21 protein-coding genes are annotated in these 21,592 nt (G+C 72.5%); 14 read left to right on the top strand and 7 right to left on the bottom strand.

The annotated features are described in order from the left end of the window. Positions 1–213 precede the first annotated feature (213 nt). The 14 genes from gspE (at position 214) to LRX76_RS16470 (ending at position 13,156) form a co-directional block, all read left to right on the top strand. Positions 214–1,941: a type II secretion system ATPase GspE gene (gene gspE, locus LRX76_RS16535; protein WP_231806725.1), complete on the top strand. Its 1,728-nt coding sequence runs from the start codon at positions 214–216 to the stop codon at positions 1,939–1,941. A gap of 353 nt (positions 1,942–2,294) precedes the next feature. After that, positions 2,295–2,633, top strand: coding sequence for a GIY-YIG nuclease family protein (locus tag LRX76_RS16530; protein WP_231806724.1), 339 nt, complete (start codon positions 2,295–2,297; stop codon positions 2,631–2,633). A 30-nt stretch (positions 2,634–2,663) separates the two neighbouring features. Further along, a complete protein-coding gene (locus LRX76_RS16525; RefSeq protein ID WP_231806723.1) occupies positions 2,664–3,878 on the top strand; it encodes a type II secretion system F family protein in 1,215 nt (404 codons plus the stop codon). 160 nt (positions 3,879–4,038) lie between these two features. Beyond that, positions 4,039–4,473: a type II secretion system major pseudopilin GspG gene (gspG, locus tag LRX76_RS16520; RefSeq protein ID WP_231806722.1), complete on the top strand. Its 435-nt coding sequence runs from the start codon at positions 4,039–4,041 to the stop codon at positions 4,471–4,473. A 12-nt stretch (positions 4,474–4,485) separates the two neighbouring features. Continuing rightward, the gene (locus tag LRX76_RS16515; protein ID WP_231806721.1) at positions 4,486–4,965 is read left to right on the top strand and encodes a GspH/FimT family pseudopilin; all 480 of its coding nucleotides are present in this window, start codon (positions 4,486–4,488) and stop codon (positions 4,963–4,965) included. Beyond that, positions 4,962–5,366: a prepilin-type N-terminal cleavage/methylation domain-containing protein gene (locus tag LRX76_RS16510; RefSeq protein WP_231806720.1), complete on the top strand. Its 405-nt coding sequence runs from the start codon at positions 4,962–4,964 to the stop codon at positions 5,364–5,366. Before LRX76_RS16515 ends, LRX76_RS16510 begins: the two co-directional genes overlap by 4 nt. Next, complete coding sequence (locus tag LRX76_RS16505; protein ID WP_231806719.1) at positions 5,363–6,016, top strand: type II secretion system protein J; 654 nt, start codon at positions 5,363–5,365, stop codon at positions 6,014–6,016. The genes LRX76_RS16510 and LRX76_RS16505 overlap by 4 nt, the downstream gene beginning before the upstream one ends. Further along, positions 6,013–6,873, top strand: a complete 861-nt coding sequence (locus LRX76_RS16500; RefSeq protein WP_231806718.1) for a type II secretion system protein GspK — start codon at positions 6,013–6,015, stop codon at positions 6,871–6,873. The genes LRX76_RS16505 and LRX76_RS16500 overlap by 4 nt, the downstream gene beginning before the upstream one ends. After that, positions 6,870–8,000, top strand: coding sequence for a PilN domain-containing protein (locus LRX76_RS16495; RefSeq protein WP_231806717.1), 1,131 nt, complete (start codon positions 6,870–6,872; stop codon positions 7,998–8,000). The genes LRX76_RS16500 and LRX76_RS16495 overlap by 4 nt, the downstream gene beginning before the upstream one ends. Next, positions 7,981–8,601: a type II secretion system protein GspM gene (gene gspM / locus LRX76_RS16490; RefSeq protein ID WP_231806716.1), complete on the top strand. Its 621-nt coding sequence runs from the start codon at positions 7,981–7,983 to the stop codon at positions 8,599–8,601. Before LRX76_RS16495 ends, gspM begins: the two co-directional genes overlap by 20 nt. Further along, the gene (locus tag LRX76_RS16485; RefSeq protein WP_231806715.1) at positions 8,591–9,370 is read left to right on the top strand and encodes a general secretion pathway protein GspN; all 780 of its coding nucleotides are present in this window, start codon (positions 8,591–8,593) and stop codon (positions 9,368–9,370) included. Before gspM ends, LRX76_RS16485 begins: the two co-directional genes overlap by 11 nt. A 9-nt stretch (positions 9,371–9,379) precedes the next feature. Further along, on the top strand, positions 9,380–11,593 hold the full coding sequence (gene gspD / locus LRX76_RS16480; protein WP_231806714.1) for a type II secretion system secretin GspD: 2,214 nt from the start codon (positions 9,380–9,382) through the stop codon (positions 11,591–11,593). Continuing rightward, on the top strand, positions 11,593–12,441 hold the full coding sequence (locus LRX76_RS16475; protein ID WP_231806713.1) for a glycosyltransferase: 849 nt from the start codon (positions 11,593–11,595) through the stop codon (positions 12,439–12,441). Before gspD ends, LRX76_RS16475 begins: the two co-directional genes overlap by 1 nt. Positions 12,442–12,721: 280 nt before the next feature. Next, positions 12,722–13,156 carry a hypothetical protein gene (locus tag LRX76_RS16470; protein ID WP_231806712.1) on the top strand — a complete coding sequence of 145 codons (435 nt, stop codon included), beginning with the start codon at positions 12,722–12,724 and terminating at the stop codon, positions 13,154–13,156. 113 nt (positions 13,157–13,269) lie between these two features. Here the strand turns inward: LRX76_RS16470 and LRX76_RS16465 are convergent, their stop codons facing one another. The 7 genes from LRX76_RS16465 to LRX76_RS16435 form a co-directional block, all read right to left on the bottom strand. Then, the gene (locus LRX76_RS16465; protein ID WP_231806732.1) at positions 13,270–13,980 is read right to left on the bottom strand and encodes a UTRA domain-containing protein; all 711 of its coding nucleotides are present in this window, start codon (positions 13,978–13,980) and stop codon (positions 13,270–13,272) included. A gap of 71 nt (positions 13,981–14,051) precedes the next feature. Continuing rightward, on the bottom strand, positions 14,052–14,633 hold the full coding sequence (pnuC, locus tag LRX76_RS16460; protein WP_231806731.1) for a nicotinamide riboside transporter PnuC: 582 nt from the start codon (positions 14,631–14,633) through the stop codon (positions 14,052–14,054). A 2-nt stretch (positions 14,634–14,635) separates the two neighbouring features. After that, positions 14,636–15,490 carry an HAD family acid phosphatase gene (locus LRX76_RS16455; RefSeq protein ID WP_231806711.1) on the bottom strand — a complete coding sequence of 285 codons (855 nt, stop codon included), beginning with the start codon at positions 15,488–15,490 and terminating at the stop codon, positions 14,636–14,638. A gap of 3 nt (positions 15,491–15,493) precedes the next feature. Beyond that, positions 15,494–17,677, bottom strand: a complete 2,184-nt coding sequence (locus tag LRX76_RS16450; RefSeq protein WP_231806710.1) for a TonB-dependent receptor — start codon at positions 17,675–17,677, stop codon at positions 15,494–15,496. Positions 17,678–17,912: 235 nt separating this feature from the next. Next, the gene (locus LRX76_RS16445; RefSeq protein ID WP_231806709.1) at positions 17,913–18,902 is read right to left on the bottom strand and encodes a rhodanese-like domain-containing protein; all 990 of its coding nucleotides are present in this window, start codon (positions 18,900–18,902) and stop codon (positions 17,913–17,915) included. Then, positions 18,899–20,041, bottom strand: coding sequence for a phosphotransferase (locus LRX76_RS16440; RefSeq protein ID WP_231806708.1), 1,143 nt, complete (start codon positions 20,039–20,041; stop codon positions 18,899–18,901). The genes LRX76_RS16445 and LRX76_RS16440 overlap by 4 nt, the downstream gene beginning before the upstream one ends. Further along, positions 20,038–20,958 (bottom strand): ABC transporter substrate-binding protein, encoded by a 921-nt coding sequence (locus tag LRX76_RS16435; RefSeq protein ID WP_231806707.1) that lies wholly within the window; start codon positions 20,956–20,958, stop codon positions 20,038–20,040. Before LRX76_RS16435 ends, LRX76_RS16440 begins: the two co-directional genes overlap by 4 nt. Between the last annotated feature and the right edge of the window lie 634 nt (positions 20,959–21,592).

The raw sequence follows: 21,592 nt of genomic DNA, 5'->3' as shown, positions 1-21,592 counted from the left end.
GCGTGGAACGTGAAGCCCGGGCAAGCGAAGCGCACCCGGGTCATCGACCATCCGGCCGCGCTTTGCCTGTCCGGACGACCGGGTTTCCCCTGGCACTCCGGGATACCCAGGGACCCTTGTTTTCCCGTGGTCGCCGCACCCAAGACTCCGCGCGGGCGACACGGACCGGCCATGGCGAACTGCTAAAGTCGGGCTCTGATGCGGGAGACACACGTGAACGCGCTCGTGCAAGACGCCACTGCCGAACACACCGCCGAGGCCGGCATCCTCGACGCCTTGCTGGCCAATGGCCGGCTCAAGCCCGGCGACCTCGCCCGCGCGCGGCAACTGCAGCGCGAGGCCGCCGGCGACCTGCTGCCGCTGCTGGTGCGGCTGGGGCTGCTGTCCGAGCGCGACCAGGCCGAGGCCACCGCGCAGGTGCTGGGCATCGCGTTGCTGGATGCACGGCAGGTGCCCGCCGAGGCGCCGGAATCGCTGCCCGAAGCGGCGACGCTGTCGCTGCGCTTCATGAAGCAGTTCCACCTGTGCCCGCTGGCGCTGGACGGCGATACCCTCGAACTGTGGATGGCCGACGCCCACGACCCGTACGCGCTCGACGCGGTGCGCCTGGCCACCGGGCTGCAGGTGCGGGCGATGGTCGGGCTGCGCTCGGAGATCGACGACCTGATCGAGCGCTGGTACGGCCAGGGCCGCAGCGCGATGGGTGCCATCGTCGAGACCGCCGACGGCGAGAGCGGGGCGATCGACGACATCGAGCACCTGCGCGACCTCGCTTCCGAGGCGCCGGTGATCCGCCTGGTCAACCTGGTCATCCAGCGTGCGGTGGAACTGCGCGCCTCGGACATCCACATCGAGCCGTTCGAGAGCCGGCTCAAGGTGCGCTACCGCGTCGATGGGGTGCTGGTCGACGGCGAGAGCCCGCCGGCGAACCTGACCGCGGCGGTGATCAGCCGCGTCAAGATCATGGCCAAGCTCAACATCGCCGAGCGCCGCCTGCCGCAGGACGGCCGCATCATGCTGCGGGTGCAGGGCAAGGAGCTGGACCTGCGCGTGAGCACGGTGCCCACCGCGCACGGCGAGAGCGTGGTGATGCGCCTGCTCGACCGCGAGACGGTGGTGTTCGACTTCGAGCGGTTGGGCTTCACCGATGCGTTCCTGCCGCAGTTCCGCAAGGTGCTGGAGCTGCCGCACGGCATCCTGCTGGTCACCGGCCCCACCGGCTCGGGCAAGACCACCACGCTGTACACCGCGCTGAGCCAGCTCAATACCACCGACGTGAAGATCATCACCGTCGAGGACCCGGTCGAGTACCAGATCGAGGGCATCAACCAGATCCAGGCCAAGCCGCAGATCGGACTGGACTTCGCCAACGCCCTGCGCAGCATCGTGCGCCAGGACCCGGACATCATCATGATCGGCGAGATGCGCGACCTGGAGACCGCGCGCATCGCCATCCAGTCCGCACTCACCGGCCACCTGGTGCTGTCCACCCTACACACCAACAACGCCGCCGGCGGCATCACCCGCCTGCTCGACATGGGCGTGGAGGACTACCTGCTGACCTCTACCGTCAACGGCATCCTCGGCCAGCGCCTGGTGCGCAGGCTCGAGCCCGTGCATGCGCAGCGCTATCCCGCCACGCCCGAGCAGATCGAGCGGTTCGGCCTGCGCCGGCTGCAGCCGCAAGGCGAGATCTTCCTGTACCGGCCGCAGCCCTCGGCGGTCGCGCCGACCGGCTACCTGGGACGCACCACGATCATGGAGTTCCTGGTGATGAACGACGAGCTGCGCCGCGCGGTGATGCGCCACGCCGGCATGGGCGAGATCGAGCAGATCGCCCGCGCCGCCGGCATGCGCACCATGTACGAGGACGGCCTGTCCAAGGCGCTGGCCGGGCAGACCACCATCGAGGAAGTGCTGCGGGTGACGGAGGAGGGATGAATTGCCGATCGCGGTTTCTCCAAACCAGTATGTTTCCGCGAAAGCTCACTGTTATCCGTGGGGAACTTGGCTAATGTGCCAGCGAGTGCCTGAGATGCGGGCCGGCCGGCTGGTCAGGATCCGGGTGGAACCTGGATCGAAGCTTGTCCGCCGAACCTTCTTCCCGTCATCCCCGCGAAAGCGGGGGTCCAAGGACTTTCGGACCGATCGCGGCAATGAGCTCCTGCTTTTGTGGGAGGGACGATCGGAGTTTGTCCGGACCACTAGCGAAAGCGGGGGAGGGCTTCTGCGGCGGCCGGAGAGTCGATCACCCATGGACGTTGCAGGGAAGGCTTCAGGGAAGGAAGAAAACGATGGACAAGTTACCGTGCGTGTACGTCTTGGCGAGCGGCCTCAATGGCACGCTTTATGTCGGCGTGACCAGCGATCTGGCGGGCAGAACCTGGCAGCACAGGGAACATGTGGTCGATGGATTCACCAAACGCTACGGGGTCACCCGATTGGTTCGGTACGAGATGCACGAAACGATGGAGTCGGCGATCCTTCGGGAGAAACGGATCAAGAAGTGGAGGCGTGCATGGAAGATGCAGCTGATCGACGCGAGCAACCCATCATGGCGAGATCTTTGGCCTGATGTTATGGGTCAGCTGCCAAGAGCCGACGTCCATGGATTCCCGCTTTCGCGGGAATGACGATTATTCATCCTGATCGACACCCGACACATGCCCCTGTACCGCTACAAAGCCATCGACGCCCACGGCGAGATGCTGGAAGGCCAGATCGAGGCCGCCAGCGATGCCGAGGTGGCGCAGCGCCTGCAGGAACAGGGGCACCTGCCGGTCGAGACCCGGCTGGCCAGCGAGGGCGGTGCCGTCTCGCTGCGCACGCTGTTGCGGCGCAAGCCGTTCGACGGCGCCGCGCTGGTGCAGTTCACCCAGCAGCTGGCGACGCTGCTCGGCGCCGGCCAGCCGCTGGACCGCGCGCTGTCGATCCTGCTGGAACTGCCGGAGGACGAGAAGTCGCGGCGCACCATCGCCGACATCCGCGACGCGGTGCGCGGCGGCTCGCCGCTGTCCACCGCACTGGAACGCCAGTCCGGGGTGTTCTCCAAGCTGTACGTCAACATGGTGCGCGCCGGCGAGGCCGGCGGCAGCCTGCACGACACGCTCAAGCGACTGGCCGAGTACCTGGAGCGCAGCCGCGAACTGCGCGGGCGCGTGGTCAACGCGCTTATCTACCCGGCGATCCTGCTGGTGGTGGTCGGCCTGGCGCTGCTGTTCCTGCTCGGCTACGTGGTGCCGCAGTTCGCGCAGATGTACGAGAGCCTGGACGTGCAGCTGCCCTGGTTCACCCAGGCGGTGCTGGTGCTGGGCCTGTTCGTGCGCGACTGGTGGTTCGTGCTGCTGGCGGTGCCGGCGCTGGTGCTGGTGGGGATCGAGCGCAAGCGCCGCGATCCGGCCTTCCGTACCGGCTTCGACGACTGGCTGCTGCGCCAGCGCTTCGTCGGTCCGCTGGTGGCACGGCTGGAGACCGCGCGGCTGAGCCGCACGCTCGGCACCCTGCTGCGCAACGGCGTGCCGCTGCTGGCAGCGCTGGGCATCGCCCGCAACGTACTCGGCAACCTGGCGCTGAGCGGGGACGTCGGCGAGGCGGCCGACGAAGTCAGGAACGGCCATGGCCTGTCGGCATCGCTGGCGCGCGGCAAGCGCTTCCCGCGGCTGGCGCTGCAGATGATCCAGGTCGGCGAGGAGTCCGGCGCGCTGGACACCATGCTGCTCAAGACCGCCGACACCTTCGAGCAGGAGACCGCGCAGGCGATCGACCGGCTGCTGGCGGCGATGGTGCCGGCGATCACCCTGGTGCTGGCCTCGGTGGTCGGCGCGGTGATCGTGGCGGTGCTGGTGCCGCTGTACGACCTGACCAATGCGATTGGGTGAGGTGCCGCGCTCATGCGCCATGGCGCATGCGGCGCCGAACGCCCGGCCATGGATGGCCGGGCCGGGCGTCCCGGAGCCGGTGACGTGACGCCATGGATGGCGACGTGAAGCAGACGAATTCGGCAACATTCCGAAACACGCAACCCCAAGGAATCCCGCAATGACCAACCCGCGTTCCCTGACCCGCTCCCCCTCGCCCTCGCGCCAGTCCGGCATGAGCCTGCTGGAGATCATCATCGTCATCGTGCTGATCGGCGCGGTGCTGACCCTGGTCGGCAGCCGCGTGCTCGGCGGCGCCGACCGCGGCAAGGCCAACCTGGCCAAGTCGCAGATCCAGACCCTGGCCGGCAAGATCGAGAACTACCAGCTCGATACCGGCCGGCTGCCGGCCAAGCTCGACGACCTGGTCACCCAGCCCGGCGGCGCCAGCGGCTGGCTGGGCCCGTATGCCAAGTCGGCCGAGCTCAACGACCCGTGGGGCCACCCGATCGAGTACCGCGTGCCCGGCGAGGGCCAGCCGTTCGAGCTGGTGAGCCTGGGCAAGGACGGCCAGCCCGGCGGCAGCAGCTACGATGCCGACATCCGCTACGAGTGACCGGCCGCGGCGATGACGCAGTCCCGCTCCCTGCCGGCACCCGCTGCGCGCGCGCGCGGCGTCTCGCTGCTGGAGATGCTGCTGGTGGTGGCGTTGATCGCCCTGGTCGGGGTGCTGGCGGCCGCGGCGATGGGCGGCGGCGTCGACGGCATGCGGCTGCGCTCGGCCGGCAAGCAGATCGCCGCCGAACTGCGCTTCGCCCGCACCCAGGCGCTGGCCGGCGGACAGCCGCAGCGCTTCGTCATCGATCCGCGCGGGCACCGCTGGCAGGGCGCCAACGGGCGCCATGGCGAGATTCCGAAGGCGCTGGAGATCCGTTTCACCGGCGCCCGCCAGGTGCAGCCGCGCGAGGGCGAGGGCGCGGTGCAGTTCTTCGAGGACGGCGCCTCCAGCGGCGGCCGCATCGAGTTGCAGGTACGCCAGGCGGTGTGGCGCATCGACGTGGCCTGGATGACCGGCGAGGTCCGCTCCGGACCGGTGGCGGCGCCATGAAGCGGCAGCGTGGCTACACCCTGATCGAGGTGATCGTCGCCTTCGCGCTGCTGGCGCTGGCGCTGACGCTGCTGCTGGGCTCGCTTTCCGGCGCGGCGCGGCAGGTGCGCGCGGCCGACGACGCCAGCCGCGCGGCGCTGCATGCGCAGTCGCTGCTGGCCGGCATCGGCGTCGAGCAGCCGCTGCAGCCGCAGCGCAGCAGCGGCGAGTTCGACCAGGGCCGCTATCGCTGGACCCTGCAGGTGACGCCGTATGCCGATCCGCATCGTGCGCGCGATGCGGCCGCGGCCGGCGCCGCGCAGCTGCTGCAGCTGGACCTGGCGGTGCAGTGGGGCGAGGGCCCGGCGCAGCGGCTGCAATGGCGCACGCTGCGGCTGGCGGCCGCCGAGATGCAGCCGTGAGCCGGGCCTGCCCGCTCCCGCGCCGGCAGGCCGGCTTCACCCTGATCGAGGTGCTGCTGGCCACGGTGCTGCTGGCCGGCGGGCTGACGCTGGCGTTCGCCACGGTGCGCTCGGCGATGGCGGTGAGCAGCCGCGGCGAGGCGATGGCCGAGCGCAGCGAACGCGTCCGTGCGGTCGAGGGCTTCCTGCGGCAGCGCCTGGCAGGGGCGCTGCCGCTGGCGATCGAGGCCGATCCGGCCACGCTGCAGGTGCAGCGCTTCCTCGGCGAGCCGCAGCGCATGCGCTTCGTCGCCGACGTGCCCGACTACCTCGGCCGCGGCGGGCCCTACGTGCACGAGCTGACCCTGTCCGGCAGCCCCGGCCGGCAGCGGCTGCAACTGCAGCTGACGATGCTGCAGGCCGGGCAGACCATCGAGGAGGCGCGGCCGCTGCCGGCGGAAACGCTGGCCGACGACCTGCGCGAGGTGCACCTGCGCTATCGCGGCCTGGACCCGCGCAGTGGCGAGCTGGGGCCGTGGGTCGAGCAATGGGAGGATCCGGGCACCCTGCCGCTGCTGGTGTCGGTGGCGATCCGTGCGGCCGACGGCAGCGCCTGGCCGACGCTGGTGGTGGCGCTGCCGCAGGCCGGCAACGTGGGCGCGCGCTCATGAAGGCACGCGGCGCCGCGCTGGTACTGGTGCTGTGGCTGATCGCGCTGCTGGCCGCGCTGGTCGGCGCGTTCGCGCTGACCGCGCGGGTGGAGGCGCTGCAGGGGCGCGTGCTCGGCGAGGGCACGCAGGCGCAGGAGCATGCCCGCGCCGGCCTGGAATATGCGCTGTCGCGGCTGGCCGGCACGCCGCTGCAGCCGGGCTGGCGCCCCGATGGCCGCCGCTACCGCTGGCAGTTCGACGGTTCGCAGGTGGACGTGCGCATCGTCGCCGAGAGCGGCAAGGTCGACCTGAACCTGGCCGACGCCGCGCTGCTGGCGGCGCTGCTGCGTGCGCTCGGCACCGAGCAGGGCCAGGCCGAGCGCCTGGCCGGGGCGATCGTCGACTGGCGCGACGCCGACGACCTGGGCCAGCCGGTCGGCGCCGCCGAGGACCGCGACTACGCCGCCGCCGGCCTGCCCTACGGCGCCAAGGACGCCCCGTTCGAAAGCGTGGCCGAATTGCAGCGCGTGCTCGGCATGGATGCCGGGCTGTACCGGCAGCTGGCGCCCAACGTGACCCTGTTCGGCGGCCGCTCGCGGCCGGAAGCGGCGTTCGCGCCGGCGCCGGTGCTCACCGCGCTGGGCCTGGATGCGGCCGATATCGTCGCCCGCCGCGAGGCCGAAGCGGGACCCGGATCGCCCGATGCGGCCGCGGCCATCGTCGAACCGGCGGGCGGCACCTATAGTATCGAGAGCCGCGCACGCCTGGAGCGGGGCAGGGAAGCGGTCTTGCGGGCAGTGGTGCGGCTGGGGCCGTCGCCGGTGCCGGGCACGGCCTACACGGTATTGCGTTGGGAGGAGGGCATGTCGCGAAGATGAGCGGGTGGCGCGAAAACCTGGGCCGGATAGGCGTTCGCCTGGCCCCGGGCGCGGAAGGCCTGCTGGCCTGGTGGCGGCGATCGCTGCTGGCCTGGCTGCCGCCGCGCTGGCGTGCGCAGCTGGGCCTGGCGCCGGCGCGGCTGCTGCTGTGGCGCGCCGGCGACGACCTGCACCTGGCGCGGCAGCTGGACACGCGCACGGAAGACATCGCGCAGCTGCCGTGGCCGCAGTCGCCGGGCGACATCGAGGCGCTGCTCGGGCCGCGGCTGTCGGCGCTGCCGCGCACCTGGCTGCTGGCGCAGGCCGCGGTGCTGCGGCGCACGCTGCGCCTGCCGGCCGCCGCCGCCGAGCGCCTGCGCGACGTGGTGCGGTTCGAGATCGACCGGCAGACGCCGTTCGCCGCCGACCAGGTGGATTTCGACGTGCGCGTGCTGGAGCGCCGCGGCGACGGCCAGCTCGAGGTCGAGCTGGTGGTGGTGCCGCATCGCACGGTGGAGGAACTGCTGGCGTCGATCGACGGCTGGGCGGCCACCCTGGCCGGCATCGACGTCGCCGGCGTCGATGCGCCGCCGCTGCAGGTGAACCTGCTGCCGCCGGCGCGGCGCCAGCATCGCGGCAGTCCGCTGCGGCGCTGGCAGTGGGCGTTGGCGGCGCTGGCGCTGCTGGCCCTGGTGCTGGCGGGCGGGCAGTTGCTGGACAACCGCCGCCAGGCCGCCGAGGCGCTGCGCGCGCAGGTCGATGCCAGCGCCCAGCGCGCCCGCGGCGTCGCCGCGCAGCGCCAGCAGCTGGTGGACATGGTGGAAGGCGCGGCGTTCTTCGAGCGCAGGCGCGCCGCGCGGCCGACCGCCACCGAGGTGTGGGACGAACTGAGCCGGCGCCTGCCCGACGGCAGCTACCTGGAGAAGTTCGCCATCGAGGGCGACCAGCTGCAGCTGATCGGCCTGAGCCGCGAGGCGTCCTCGCTGGTCGGCAAGCTGGAAGGCTCGCCGCTGTGGCACACGCCGTCGCTGACCGGGGTGCTGCAGGGCGACAGCGCCAGCCGTGGCGAACGCTTCACCCTCACCGCGCAGCTGGCCACCGCGCCGGCGACGGACAAGGAGGCCGCCGATGGCGCCGGCAACCACTGAGCGCGACCGCTGGCTGGCGCTGGGCGTGCTGCTGGCGCTGCTGGCGCTGGCCTACCTGCTGCTGGTGCATCCGTGGTTCACCGTGCCGCTGCGCGCGGCCGAAGCGCAGATCCAGGCCCAGCGCGAGCGCGAGCTGCGCGTGCGCACGCAGCTGCAGCAGGCGCCGCAGGTGGCGCAGCGGCTGCAGCAGGCGCAGGCCGCGCTCGCCGCGCGCCCGGGCTTCCTGCCCGAACCGTCGGCCGAGCTGGCCTCGGCCGGGCTGGTGCAGCGGCTGGAGGCGGCGGTGAGCCAGGCCAGCCCGGGCAACCGCAGCTGCGCGATCAGCAACCGCTCGCCGCTGGCGGCCGACACGCGCGAGCGTTTCGTGCGGGTGGCGGTGCAGGTGCGCCTGCGCTGCGGCACGCCGGAGCTGGCGCAGGTGCTGTACACGCTAGAGAGCGGCTCGCCGCGGTTGTTCGTGGACAACCTCAACGTCATGGCGCAGCGCTTCCAGCTCTCGCCCGGCGAGAGCGGCAGCGGCCTGGACGTGGCGTTCGAGCTGGCCGGCTTCCTGCGCCCCGGCGCCGTCGCCGACCCTGCGGGAGCGGCCGATGCGGATTGACGCGATCGGCCTGCGCACCTGGTGGCTGGGCGGCATCGCCGCCTGGGCGCTGCTGGTGTGGATGATGGCCCTGGCCGGGCTCGGCGGACGCATCGAGCCGCTGCCGGACGACCCGGCGCTGGTGCAGCGGCTGCCGGCGCTGCCGCCGCCGGCGCGCGAGCGCCTGCAGGACCCGTCCCGCTATTCCGAGATCGCCGCGCGCCCGCTGATGGCCGAGGACCGCCGCCCGCACCCGTTCTTCCTCGGCGGCAACGAAGCCGAGGCGCCGGCCTCGGTGCTGCGCCTGACCGGCGTGCTGATCACCCCGCAGCTGAAGATGGCGACGCTGACCACCGAGCAGGGCCAGTCGATCCGGCTGCGGCTGGAAGGCGACAGCGTCGGCGGCTGGCGGCTGCTGGCGCTGGAACCGCGGGGAGCCACCATCGAAGGCCCCGGCGGGGTGCAGACGCTGGAACTGCGCGTGTTCGACGGCAACGGCGGCGAGCCCCCGACGGTGCTGGCCGGCGCCGCGTCCGCTCGCGCCGATGCCGTGCGGCCGCCACCGGGCAACGCGCCCGCACCTGCTGCGCCGGGCAACGGCAACCCGCAGCGGACACCGCCCGCACCGCCGCATACGCCGGCAGCCCCGGCGGCATCGGCCGCGCCCGCGCCGACCGAGGAACAGCAGATCCGCGCCATCCGCGAACGCATCGAGGCGCGCCGCCGGCAACTGCAGCAGCAGAACCAGAACCAGAACCAGAACGGCACCACCCCTGGAAACAAACCTTAGAGTGACCGCATGACGCCTCGCCTTCTAGTCCCGCTCCTGATCGGCCTGCTCGCCGGTTGCGCCAGCACGCCCTCGCCCCAGGTCCAGCGCAATGCCGCGCCGGTGCCGCCCGCGGCCGCCGCGCAACAGCAGGGCGATGCGCAGGACGAGCAGGTCCGTACCCAGCCGCTGATCCGCCGCGGCACCGGCCCCACCATCAACCGCGGCGTGGCCGCCGAGCGGCCGCCGTCGCTGGGCGCGGCCGGCAGCGGCAGCGCCACCTTCAACTTCGAGGGCGAATCGCTGGCCGCGGTGGTCAAGGCCATCCTCGGCGACATGCTCGGGCAGAACTACGTGATCGCCCCGGGCGTGCAGGGCACGGTGACGCTGGCCACGCCCAACCCGGTGTCGCCGTCGCAGGCGCTGAACCTGCTGGAGATGGTGCTGGGCTGGAACAACGCGCGCATGGTCTACAGCGGCGGCCGCTACAACATCGTCCCCGCCGACCAGGCGCTGGCCGGCAGCGTCGCCCCCAGCACCGCCCCGGCGGCCAGCGCGCGCGGCTTCGAGGCGCGGGTGGTGCCGCTCAGGTACATCTCCGCCAGCGAGATGAAGAAGGTGCTGGAGCCGTACGCGCGTCCCAACGCCATCGTCAACGTCGACAACGGCCGCAATGTCATCACCGTGGCCGGCACCCGCGCCGAGCTGGAGAACTACCTGCGCACCATCGAGATCTTCGACGTGGACTGGATGTCGAGCATGTCGGTGGGCGTGTTCCCGCTGCAGTCCGGGCGCGCCGACCAGGTCGCCGCCGACCTGGAGAAGGTGTTCGGCGAGGAGAGCAAGACCCCCAGCGCCGGCATGCTGCGCTTCATGCCGCTGGAGAACGCCAACGCGGTGATGGTCATCACCGCCCAGCCCAGCTACCTGGACCAGATCCGCGAATGGCTGGACCGCATCGACAGTGCCGGCGGCGACAGCCGGCTGTTCTCCTACGAGCTCAAGTACGTCAAGGCCAAGGACCTGGCCGACCGCCTGGCCGAGGTGTTCGGCAGCGGCGGCGGGCGCGGCGGCGACGGCTCGCAGGCCTCGCTGGCGCCGGGGGCGACCTCGGTGCAGCTGGGAAGCGGCGGCGATGCCGGCGGCTTCGGCGCCGATTCGGGCCGCGGCCTGGACAGCAGCTCGACGCTGGGGACGACCGGCACCGGCACCGGTACTGGCAGCGGCGGCCTGGGCAGCGGCCAGCTGCAGCTGCCGCAGCGCGAAGGCGGCAACGGCAGCGTGACCCTGGAGGTGGAGGGCGACCGCGTCGGCGTCTCGGCGGTGGACGAGACCAATACCCTGCTGGTGCGTGCCACCCCGCAGGCCTGGCGCTCGATCCGCGAGGTGGTCGAGAAGCTGGACGTGATGCCGATGCAGGTGCACATCGAGGCGCAGGTGGCCGAGGTGGCGCTGACCGGCGACCTCAAGTACGGCGTCAACTGGTTCTTCGAGCAGGCGGTCAACGCACCCAGTACGGTCGCCGAAGGCGTCGATACGGGTATCGGCATGACAGGCGCGGGACTGGCGTCGGCAGCAGGACGGAGCATATGGGGAGACATCGCCGGCAAGGCCACCGGCGACGGCCTGACATGGACCTTCCTCGGCAAGAACGCCGCGGCGATCATCAGCGCCTTGGACACGGTCTCCAACGTACGCCTGCTGCAGACACCGTCGCTGTTCGTGCGCAACAACGCGGTGGCCCAGCTCAACGTCGGCAGCCGCATCCCGATCTACTCGGTGTCCGTGTCCGGAATCAGCGACAACCAGTATTCGAGCGTGCAGTACCTGGAGACCGGCACCATCCTCAAGGTGCGCCCGCGCGTGACCCGCGACGGCATGGTGTTCCTGGACATCGTGCAGGAAGTGAGCGCACCGGAGGGAGAGAGGGATGGCAATGGCAACGTGCGCATCAACACCCGGCGCATGCAGACCGAGGCGGCGGTGCGCGCCGGCGACACGGTGATGCTGGCCGGCCTGATCGACGACAGCACCACCGATGGATCCTCCGGCATTCCCGGCCTGAGCCGCCTGCCGGTGATCGGCGCGCTGTTCGGGCAGAAGACCCAGAGCCATCGCCGCAACGAGGTCATCATCCTGCTCACCCCGACCATCGTGCGCAATCCGCAGGAAGCGCGCGATCTCACCGACGAGTACGGCCGCCGCTTCCGCGCCATGGATCCGATCCCGGCCAAGCGTCCCTAGTGAGCGCTGCCCTGCCCATCGTGCTGCTGCCGGTGTGCGTCGACGATGCGCTGCTGGACGCCTGCCTCGGCGCGCTGGAGGCCTCCACCCCGGCGGGCACCCGCGTGTGGCTGGCCGACGATGCGCAGGCCGGTCCGCGCGCGCAGGCGGTGGTCGAGCACTGGCTGGCGCGTACCGGCCTGCAGGCCGACTACACCCGGCGCGAGCGCCCGATCGGCGAGGTCGCGCACCTGGAGCAGATGCTGGCCGCCTGCGCCGATGCCGACGTCGCCGTGCTTGCCGCCGACGCGCAGCCGCTGCCGGGCTGGCTGCCGCGCCTGGCCGAATGCCTGGCGCGCGATCCGTCCATCGCCAGCGCCACGCCGTGGAGCAACGCCGGCGAGGCGGCGTCGTGGCCGCGCCTGGGCGTGCTCGAATCGCTGCCCGACCAGCCCGCACGGCTGGCCGCCGCCTGCGCGGCGATGCCGCCGCTGCACCCCGAGCTGCCGGCGGCCATCGGCCATGCCGTGGTCCTGCGCGGCAGTGCCCGCCGCAAGGCCGGCGGGCTCGATGCCAGCAGCTACGGTTCCTGGTACGCGGCGCTGATCGACCTGAGCCTGCGCATGGCCGGGCTGGGCTGGCGCAACGCGCTGTGCGAGACCGCCTTCGTCGCGCGCCAGTACGAGGGCGTCCCCGCCGATGGCGACATGGACGCGCTGGCCACGCGCTGGCCGGCCTGGCACGCGCGCCTGGCCGGCTTCCTGATGGACGATCCCCTGCGCGGCGAGCGCGAGCAACTGCAGCGGCTGTACGCCGAACTGCCGCCGCCCGACCCGCAGCGGCCGCTGTTCGGCGAGCCGGCGGCGTAGCTCCCGGCCGCGGATTCCGCTCCGCCCATGCTTCGCCATCTTCGAGGCATGGGGCGGGCCCCGGCCCGCCATGCGCGACCGGCTCCAACGAGGCGCGCTCGGCCATCGCCAGAACCTTACGGCTTCCGTTCGCGCTGGACGAATGTCTGCCGGACAACCCGTGGCGCGGGCGAGTGCGGCGCAGCCGGGACGAGAACGGTGCCCACGACCCGGCTGCGGCTGGCCTTGCCCGGCCTGCGCGGCTACGGTAACGCCCAGTCCGCGGAGGAGTCCGACCATGATGAGCGAGAACCTGTACCGGCATCCGGCTGCCGCCCGGATCGACCTGGACCGTCCGGCCTACCGCAGGGCGGTGACGCACGTGCTGGGTTGCGGGCAGGCCGAGGAGATCGTGGTGGAGATGTGGAACCCGGTGCAGCTGGACAACGGCGGCTGGGTCTGCCCGTTGCGTGTCGAGCGTTTCGACACGTTCGGTGCATTCCCTGGCCGCGATCCGCTCGATGCCTTGCTGAACGCGATGAGTGTGGCGCGATGGCTGTTCAACGACAGGCCCGGCAAGTTCCGCTGGGAGGACCGGGACTACGGCGGATTCCCGCTGCTGCTCGATGTGGGACTGCCGGAGCCGGTCCACGCCGGGGTGGAGCGCAAGGCGCTCGATGCCCGCAACGATGCCTGGAGCGCCTACGGCGTCCCGCGCTTCGAGATGGGTGTGTAGAGCCGGGCTTGCCCGGTTGCCAATTCCGTCGTAGAACCGAGCTTGCTCGGCTGGGGCTTACCGGGGAACGCTTCAGCCGAGCCCCGAAAAGGGATGCGAGCACAGGCCCGGCTCTACGCAGCGGAGGGCGCCGTCACCTCCACCGTCACCGCCAGCGCGTCGTGGCGCCAGGATTCCACGTCCAGCTCCACCACCTGGCCGGCGTCGTCGTAGTTGACGCGGCGCAAGCGCAGGCAGGGCGTGCCGACGGTGGATTGCAGCAGCGCCGCCTGCGCCGGGTCCAGGCTGGCCGGGTGGATCGACAGCCGGCTGCGCGCCAGATGCAGGCCCAGCGTGCCGGTCAGTACCCGGCTCAGCGAGCCGGCCAGGTCGTGCTCGAGCAGGGTCGGCGCCCACGACGCGCGCAGGATGTTGGTCTCCAGCAGCACCGCGCGGCGATCGATCCAGCGCCGCCGGCGCAGCACGAACACCTCCGCGCCGGCATCGGGCAGCTGCAGCCGCCGCGCCAGCGCCAGGCCGTCGCCGGAGCGGACCGCCTCCAGCAGTTCGGTGCGCGGTGTCCGCCCCTGCTCGGCCACGTAGCGCATGAAGCCGGCGATGCTTGTGGGGTCGTAGCGGATGCGCGGCGGGCTGGCGAACCAGCCGCGGCGGTTCTCGCGGTACACGCGGCCCTCCGCCTCCAGTTGCTGCAGCGCCTCGCGCAGGGTGATGCGGGTGCAGCCGAAGCGCTCGGCCAGTTCGCGTTCCACCGGCAGGCGCTGGTCCGGGCCCCATTCGCCGTCGACGATGCGCTGGGCCAGCGCGTCGCTGATGCGCTGGCCCAGCGACGCGCCGGCGCCGGGCCGCGCGGCGGCTTCCCCCGCTTGCGCGGCGGGCGTCGCCGGGTGCGCGGGATTCACGGCGTCGCCCCGCCGGCCAGCGACCGGCGCAGGTCGGCCTGCCACAGGCGCAGGCCGTACACCGCCAGCACCACGAAGGCGGCATACAGCAGCGCGGTCGGGTACAGCTGCTTGTAGGCGAACATGCCCACGTAGAGGCAGTCGAGCACGATCCACAGCCCCCAGCTGGCGATGCGCTTGCGTGCGGCCCAGAAGCTGGCGACCAGGCTGAAGCAGGTCAGCGAGGCATCCAGCCACGGCAGCGCGGCGTCGGTATGGCGATGCATCAGCCAGCCCAGCCCGAGCGCGCCGGCCGCACCGAGCGCCAGCGAAACCGCGCCCTCGCGCAGCGGCAGCGGCCCGACGCGGACGGTGCCGTCCTCGTGCAGGCCCTGGCGCCAGCGCCACCAGCCGTAGCCCTGCAGCACGGCGTAGACGCCCTGCAGCAGCATGTCCGAGTACAGCTTCCAGTGAAAGAACAACCACGCATACAGCAGCACCGCCACGATCCCGACCGGCCAGCACCAGTGTATCCGCCGCGCGGTCAGCCACACGCCCAGCACGTTGAGCACCACGGCCAGCAGTTCCAGCGGCGACAGGCTCATGGCCGCAACTCCAGCGCGCGCTGCTTGAGTTCGCGCCTGCGCGCGGCGGGCAGGCGTTCGTCGTCGCCGTAGGGCGCGCTGTACCAGGCGCCGTAGGCCGGGTTGGGCAGCACGAACCAGCGCGTGCCCAGCCAGCTCCGATACGGCGCGAGCGCCGTGTCCCAGGCGGCCGGGGTGTTGGCGGCCGGCTGCACGAAGTCGCCGAGCGCATCGCCGACCAGCATCAGTACCCGGTAGTGCCGGCCGATCCACTGCCGGCGGCAGCTCTTGTCGCTGCCGCTGCCTGCGCAGCCGCCGACCGCGGTGCCGGCCAGCAGCAGCCGTGCGTCGTCGTCGAGCGGGAAGCCGGCCGCGCGCAGGTTGGCGGCGGTGTCGCGCAGCTGCGCCTGGCTGCGGTTGCTGACGTAGAACACAGCGATGCCCAGCGCCTGCGCCTGCCGCAGGAAGTCCACCGCGCCGGGCAGGGCGCGCGCGCTGCGTTCGGCCACCCATGCGTCCCAGCGTGACATGGCGTAGCCGCGGCCCGCACGCACGTCGCGCGCGTTCACCGGCATGTTGTCGAGCACGGTCTCGTCGATGTCCACGATCAGCGCCGGCGGCAGTCCGGCGAGCGGGCGCGGCGGCTGCGCCAGCGCGTCCCACCGCGGGTCGGCCAGTGCCGCCGGCAGTTGCCGGGCGGCCTGGGCGTAGGTCTGCTCGAAGATCAAGCGCTTCTCCGCCGAAGTCTGCATCCACAGTACCGCGTCGAGCTGGTCGTGGCCGCGCGGCAGGTGCGTGCACGCGGCCATGCCCGCCGCCAGCGCGGCGGCGAGCAGGCCGCGGCAGGCGCCGCGAACGAAGGGCGATGCCATCGCTCAGAAATCCAGCTGCAGCGACAGCCGCGCCGTGCGCGGCGCACCCAGGAACAGGTAGCCGTCGCCGGCGGACTCGCCGACGTCGCGCCAGTACAGCTTGTCGCCGACGTTGTCCACGCTCAGCCGCAGCGTGGCCGGCAGCGCGCCGAAGCGGGTCGCGTAGCGCGCGCCCAGGTTGTACACGGTGTAGCCGCCGACCTCGATCAGGCCGTCGCGGTCGGCGTACTTGCCGCCGCTGTACTGGGCGCCGCCGAGCAGCGCCAGGCCTTCCACCCCGGGCACCTCCCAGCTGGCCTGCACGCTGGCGCGCAGCTTGGGCACGTTCAGCGACTGGTGGCCCTCGTAGGCCGGCGTGCCGGTGTCCTCGGCGCGCGCGCGGATGGCGGCGACGCTGGCCCACAGCCGCAGCCGCTCGGCGATCGCGCCATCGGCCGACAGCTCGATGCCGCGGTTGTGCTGGCGGCCCTGCTGCACGAACAGCAGGCTGCCGTCGGCCTGCGGCTGGGTGTACTGGTAGGCCTGGCGGATGTCGAACAGCGCCGCGCCCAGGCGCAGGCCGTCGCGTTCGTACTTGGCGCCGACCTCGGTCTGGTAGGAGAAGGTGGGCTCGAGGATCTCGTCGGCGTTCTCGGTGAACCACGGCGCGGTCGCGCCCGGCGACAGGCCCTTGGCGAAGCTGGCGTAGGTGGACACGTCCTGGCGCGGCTTGAACAGCAGCGCCGCCTGCGGCAGCAGCTCGGACAGGCGGGTGCTGCGGGTCAGCACGCCGTCGCGGTCGCGCACGCGCTCCTGGTAGCGCACCTGGCGCGCGCCCAGCAGCAGCTGCCAGGCAGTGCCGAAGTCGATGCGGTCGCTGGCCAGCAGCGCCTTCTGCGTGCTGTCGAAGCGCCGCTGCTTCGGACCCAGCTCGACCCCGGTGGCCGGTGCCAGCAGTTCCGGGTCGGCGTAGATGTTGCCGGTGCCGATCCATTCGTTGATCGAGCCGTGGCGGTCGATGGTGCGGCGCAGGTAGTCCACGCCGGCGGTGAGCTGGTGCTGCAGCGGCCCGGTGGCGAAGGTGCCGGACACGGTCGCCTTGGCCTGGTCGTTGCGGCGGGTGTCGTCCGGGCTGCGGTAGTCGCTGATGTCGTAGCCGCCGTCGCTGCCGAAGTGGTTGGGCAGCGCGTCGTCGGCGCAGCTGGCCACGCCGTAGCAGCCCCACGGGAAGATGGAGTAGTCGTCGATCACCGCGCGGCTGTGCGCGGCGGCCAGCTCCGCGCTCCAGGTGTCGTTGAAGCGGTACAGGTAGCGCGCCTGGGTGTTGAGCGAGTCGATCCCGACCGGCTTGCCCCAGGGCTGGTAGGCCAGCAGCCGGTGCACCGACACGTCGTGCGGCACCGTGGTGCCGCCCAGCAGCTGGTAGCCGGGCACCGAGCGCTGCTGCTTGTCCTGGTATTCCACGTCCAGCTGCAGCAGCGACTGGGTATTGATCTTCCAGTCCGCCGCCAGCGACAGGAAGTTGCGGTTGCCGTCGGTATGGTCGACGTAGCTGCGGATGCTCTCGTGCGCGGCGTTGACGCGCAGGCCGAACTGCCTGTCGCGGCCGAACCAGCCGCCCAGGTCGGCGGCGGCGTAGCGGCTGCCCTCGTCGTCGGTGCCCAGGGTAAGCGAGCGCACCTGCTGCGGGCGCTTGGTGACGAAGCCGATCAGCCCGCCCGGCTCGTTGACGCCGGACTGCAGCCCGGACAGGCCCTTGAGCACCTGCACCTGTTCCTTGTTCTCCAGCGCCACCTGCTGCTCGCCGACCAGGGTCAGGCCGTTGATGCGGTAGCTGTTGGCGGGGTTGAGCGGGTAGCCGCGCACGCTGAAGTTCTGGTAGTAGCCGATCGCCGCGTAGCTGTCGCCGGTGGAGGCGTCGGCGCGCAGCACTTCGTCGAGCGTGCGCACCTGGCGGTCGGCGAGCTGCTCGCGATCGATCGAGCCGATCGAGGCGGGCGTGTCCAGCAGCGCCGCATCGCCGTAGCCGCCCAGGCTGGAGCGGTTGCGCGGGCGCTGCTCGTGCACGTTGATCGCGTCCAGCTGCACCGGGGTCTGGGTGTTCTGCGGGGCCGCTTCGGCGCCGTCGTCGGCGGCCCGCGCCGGTGCGGCGAGCACCAGCGCGAGGGCGAGCGCCAGCGGCGCGAAGGGGGGACGTGGATGGGACATGGCGATGGACCTCGGGTGGATGGAGATGGGAAGGACGGGGTGTTCTTGGATTCCGGGGGATCGGCGGGCCGGCCCGGCGGGGCCGGCGCGCGTGGTGTCCGGGTTCGCGCGGCATCGGCGGCCGCGGCAGCGGGAAAGCGGATTCATCGGCGCTCCCCGCCCTGTTCTTCCGTAGGAGCGGCTTCAGCCGCGATGGGGCTTTCGCGGGAAGGCCCCTTCGCGGCTGAAGCCGCTCCTACAGGGGCAGTGCCGGGGGGTTGCGGCCGCCGGTGCAGCGGCCCCCCGCGGGGGGGTTGCCCCTCTCCGCCCCGGGGGGGCCCCCCCCCGCTCCTACAGGGGCAGTGCCGGTGTCTTGCGGCCGCGGTTCCAGCGGCAGCGACGGATCGGCGGCCCACTCCTGCAGCGAGCCGTCGTAGATCGCCACCCCGGTCTCGCCGAGCACGGTCAGCGCCAGTGCCAGCGCGGCCGCGCTGACGCCGCCGCCGCAGTACAGCAGCAGCGGCCGCGGCGCGGTCCTGCGCAGCGGCGCCAGCACCTGCGCCAGCCGCGCTGGCGGCAGGTAGCGGCCGGTCGGGTCGAACAGCTCGCGCGCCGGCAGGTTGCGGCTGCCGGGGATATGCCCGCGCCGCGCGTAGCGGGTCGGCACGCTGCCGGCGAACAACTGCGTCGACAGCGCGCACACCAGCGTTCCGGGCGCGCGGCCGGCCACCACGTCCTCGATGCGGCCGCGGCCGGCCCACAGTTCGGGGCGCGGTTTGGGCGTGATCGTGGCGGCGGTGGCCGCAGCGGCGTCGCCACTGGCCTCGGGCAGGCCGCCGGCGCGCCAGGCCCGCCAGCCGCCGTCCAGCACCTGCGCGTCGATGCCGACGCTGCGCAGCATCCACCACAGCCGTGCGGCCCAGAAGCCGTCGCCGCGGTCGTACAGCACCGGCAGGCTGCCGTCGCCGATGCCCAGCGCCTCCAGCGCCGCGACCAGCGCCGGCCAGTCCGGCAGCGCGAAGCTGAAACCCGCGTGCGGGTCGGCCAGCGCCTGCAGCAGGTCGGCATGGCGCGAGCCGGGGATGTGCGCGGCGCGCCAGCCGTCGGCGCCGCTGGCGGGGCGGTAGTCGCCATCGAAGCGCGGCGGCGGCAGCTCGACGCTGGCGTCGAGCACGCGCAGGCGCGGATCGTGCAGGCGCGCGGCCAATGCGTGGACGTCGATCAGCGGTGGCAGGCGTGCGTTCATGGCGCTGCCTCCGCGCGGCGCCGCAGGTGGCGGAGCAGGCGCTGGCCCTCGTCGCCGCCGAACCAGTCGGCATGCCCGAGCAGGTAGCGCCCGTAGGCGATGGCCGCGTGCGCGGCCGAACCGGTGATGCCGGCGTAGTACTCGACCTCGCTGAGGGCGAAGTCGGCATGCACCAGCGGCAGCAGCGCCGCCAGCGCCCGCAGCTGCGCGGCGTCCAGCGGCAGCACGCTGGCGTAGCCGTCCAGCAGCGCGTCGAGCTGGTCGAGTTCGGCGACGGCACGGCCGCCATCATCCAGTTCCAGCCACGGCACCAGGTTGCGCTCGATCGCGGTGGCCAGGTCGAACAGCGCGAAGGTGCGGTCGGACAGGCCGAAGTCGAACACGCCGCTGACCTCCGTGCCGTCGCCGCGCCACAGCAGGTTGGAGGCGTGCCAGTCGCCATGCGTCCACAGCGGTGCCTGTCGTTGCAGCAGCGGCCAGGCCTGCGCATGCCACGGCAGCAGGTGCGCGCGCAGGTCGGCCTGCCAGTCGCGCTCGCGCAGCCAGGCCGCCAGCGCCGGCCGCCGCGGCAGGTCCTGCGCCAGCGCCTGCAGCGGATCGTCCTGGCCGAACAGGCGGAAATTGGCGACCAGCAGCGTGGTGCTGCGCGGCGCGGCGGCATGGCCGGCGGCGGCGCGATGCAGTGCCGCCAGCGCGCGGCCGGCGGCGCCAGCGTGGGCGGTGGCGGCGAACGCCGTCCACGATTGCGCATCGCGGTACAGGTCCTCGCCCGCGGCCGCGCGCTGTACCTCGTAGGTCCATGCGCCGAGTTCGAGCACGCTGTTTCCGGTGCGGTCGCGCAGCAGTTCCGGCACCGGCGCGCCGCGGCCGCGCAGGTACTCGATGAAGCGGTGCTCCTCGGCCAGCGTGCGCGCATCGCGCAGGCGGCGGTGGTGGCGCTTGACGAACACCGGCCCGCCGCCGGTGCGCACCCGCGCCGCCGCCGAGAACGGGCGCGGGCTGTGCCATTCCAGCGCGTGCGCGGACGTGGGCAGGCCGAAGTGCCGCAGCAGGGCGTGGACCTCGTCCTCGCGCAGCGCCGGCCAGTCGGCGCCGATGGCACCGGCGGCCAGGCCGTGCATCTGGTGGACCGCGCTCATGCCGGGATCTCCGCCAGGAAACGGCCGTCGGCGGCGCCGCGCCAGGCATCTGCGTCGGCGAGCACGCCGTATTGCGCCAGCCATTGCGCATAGCCCTGCAGCAGCGGCTGGCGCAGCTGTCCCCAGCGTCCGCCATGCAGCCAGGTCGGTGCGATCGCGCGCAGCGAGGCGGCCAGCAGCTCGCGCGGGAAGTACGGCGTGGCGCGCTCGTAGGCGTCGAGCGCGGCCAGCGGCTCGGCCGCCGCGGCGAGGAAGCCGCGCGCGGTGGCGGCGAGGAAGTCGCGCACTTGCTGCGGCCGCTCGGCCAGGGTGCGCTCGTGCGCGCCGAGCAGGTAGCTGTGGTAGGCCGGCGCGCCGAGCGTGTCGACCGGCCACGTCACCCGCCGCGCGGCGTCGATGCGGCTGTCCATCAGCGCTTCCCAGGCCCAGTAGCCGCCGAAGCTGGCATCGGCGACACCGGCGGCCAGGTCCTCCGGGCGCAGTTCGCGGGTGCCGGCATCGACCACGATCACCGCGTCCGGGTCGCCGCCGTCGCCGGCCACCAGGTGGCGCACCATCGCCAGCCCGCGCGGGGTGGGGTTCATCGCCAGCCGCCGCCCGGCCAGGTCGCGCGGGCGGGCGATGCCGGTGTCGGTCAGGGTCTGGATCGCCTCCAGCCCGCACTGGTTGATGGCGGCGATGGCGCGCAGCGGCTCGCCGCCGGCGCGGCGCACCAGCAGGCGGTTGCTGGGGAACACCGCGAAGTCGCAGTCGCCGCGCAGCAGGTGGGCCAGGCCATCGCCGTGCCAGGGGTCGGGCAGCAGCAGGGCCAGCTCCAGGCCGTGCTGCCGGTACCAGCCGCGCTCGCGCGCAAGGTAGAAGCCGGCCGAGTTCGGCCAGGGGTGGAAATACTCGAGCATGACGCGCAGTGGACGCATGGCGGCAATGACCAGGGACGGGACGCGCATGCTTGCGCCGGCTACTGGTCTAGACCAATGGCCCCGGGTCCTATGGATACGTCCGATCGATATATCGGCAAAACGGGCGACGGTACTGCCGGGCCGTCGGTACGCGCAGGCGCCGGAAGGGCGGATGCGACGTCTGGAATTGGAAGGCAGCGTGGAACCTGAAAAGGCGCTGGCCGTCATCTCGCACATCGAAGGAGCGGGCCGCGAGGCGGAATCCGCTTCGCGGGGATGGCGGCGACCGCTTCCAGAACCGGCCGCACGCCATGCACGGCGCATTATGCGGGGTCGGTGGCGCTCCGCACCAGCTGCGCGCCTCCGCCGCAGCGATTCGGCAGGGAAGCGGGGCTGACGCGCAGGGTGTCCGGGCGGGGCGTGGCCCGACCTTTCGTGAGCTTTCGCGCGACATCGCATGGCTGGAGTACAGCGGGCCTTGTCCGGCCTGTGCCGGCCTCCGTTGCGGCGTAGGCGTGCCCCGGCCCGCCGCGCACGCTGTCCTGGCTCGATGCAGGTCGGGGGCGTGGCCCCGATGCTCCCGGCCTCCAGGGCGACAAGCCCGCAAGTCGGCGCCACATGGCTGATGCGCGAGGGTGTCCGGGCGGGCTGG

This window comes from Stenotrophomonas sp. MMGLT7, from assembly GCF_021168555.1.
Classification (GTDB): Bacteria; Pseudomonadota; Gammaproteobacteria; order Xanthomonadales; family Xanthomonadaceae; genus MMGLT7.
The sequence above is the reverse complement of the archived record's forward strand: the minus strand, read 5'-3'. Positions and strand labels throughout refer to the sequence as shown.

Bases quoted from the DNA above. Each gene is read 5' to 3' on its own strand.
- LRX76_RS16530 (WP_231806724.1), top strand. From the start codon at position 2,295: ATGGACAAGTTACCGTGCGTGTACGTCTTGGCGAGCGGCCTCAATGGC.
- LRX76_RS16525 (WP_231806723.1), top strand. From the start codon at position 2,664: ATGCCCCTGTACCGCTACAAAGCCATCGACGCCCACGGCGAGATGCTG.
- gspG (WP_231806722.1), top strand. From the start codon at position 4,039: ATGACCAACCCGCGTTCCCTGACCCGCTCCCCCTCGCCCTCGCGCCAG.
- LRX76_RS16515 (WP_231806721.1), top strand. From the start codon at position 4,486: ATGACGCAGTCCCGCTCCCTGCCGGCACCCGCTGCGCGCGCGCGCGGC.
- LRX76_RS16510 (WP_231806720.1), top strand. From the start codon at position 4,962: ATGAAGCGGCAGCGTGGCTACACCCTGATCGAGGTGATCGTCGCCTTC.
- LRX76_RS16500 (WP_231806718.1), top strand. From the start codon at position 6,013: ATGAAGGCACGCGGCGCCGCGCTGGTACTGGTGCTGTGGCTGATCGCG.
- LRX76_RS16495 (WP_231806717.1), top strand. From the start codon at position 6,870: ATGAGCGGGTGGCGCGAAAACCTGGGCCGGATAGGCGTTCGCCTGGCC.
- gspM (WP_231806716.1), top strand. From the start codon at position 7,981: ATGGCGCCGGCAACCACTGAGCGCGACCGCTGGCTGGCGCTGGGCGTG.
- LRX76_RS16485 (WP_231806715.1), top strand. From the start codon at position 8,591: ATGCGGATTGACGCGATCGGCCTGCGCACCTGGTGGCTGGGCGGCATC.
- gspD (WP_231806714.1), top strand. From the start codon at position 9,380: ATGACGCCTCGCCTTCTAGTCCCGCTCCTGATCGGCCTGCTCGCCGGT.
- LRX76_RS16470 (WP_231806712.1), top strand. From the start codon at position 12,722: ATGAGCGAGAACCTGTACCGGCATCCGGCTGCCGCCCGGATCGACCTG.
- LRX76_RS16455 (WP_231806711.1), bottom strand. From the start codon at position 15,490: ATGGCATCGCCCTTCGTTCGCGGCGCCTGCCGCGGCCTGCTCGCCGCC.
- LRX76_RS16450 (WP_231806710.1), bottom strand. From the start codon at position 17,677: ATGTCCCATCCACGTCCCCCCTTCGCGCCGCTGGCGCTCGCCCTCGCG.
- LRX76_RS16445 (WP_231806709.1), bottom strand. From the start codon at position 18,902: ATGAACGCACGCCTGCCACCGCTGATCGACGTCCACGCATTGGCCGCG.
- LRX76_RS16440 (WP_231806708.1), bottom strand. From the start codon at position 20,041: ATGAGCGCGGTCCACCAGATGCACGGCCTGGCCGCCGGTGCCATCGGC.
- LRX76_RS16435 (WP_231806707.1), bottom strand. From the start codon at position 20,958: ATGCGTCCACTGCGCGTCATGCTCGAGTATTTCCACCCCTGGCCGAAC.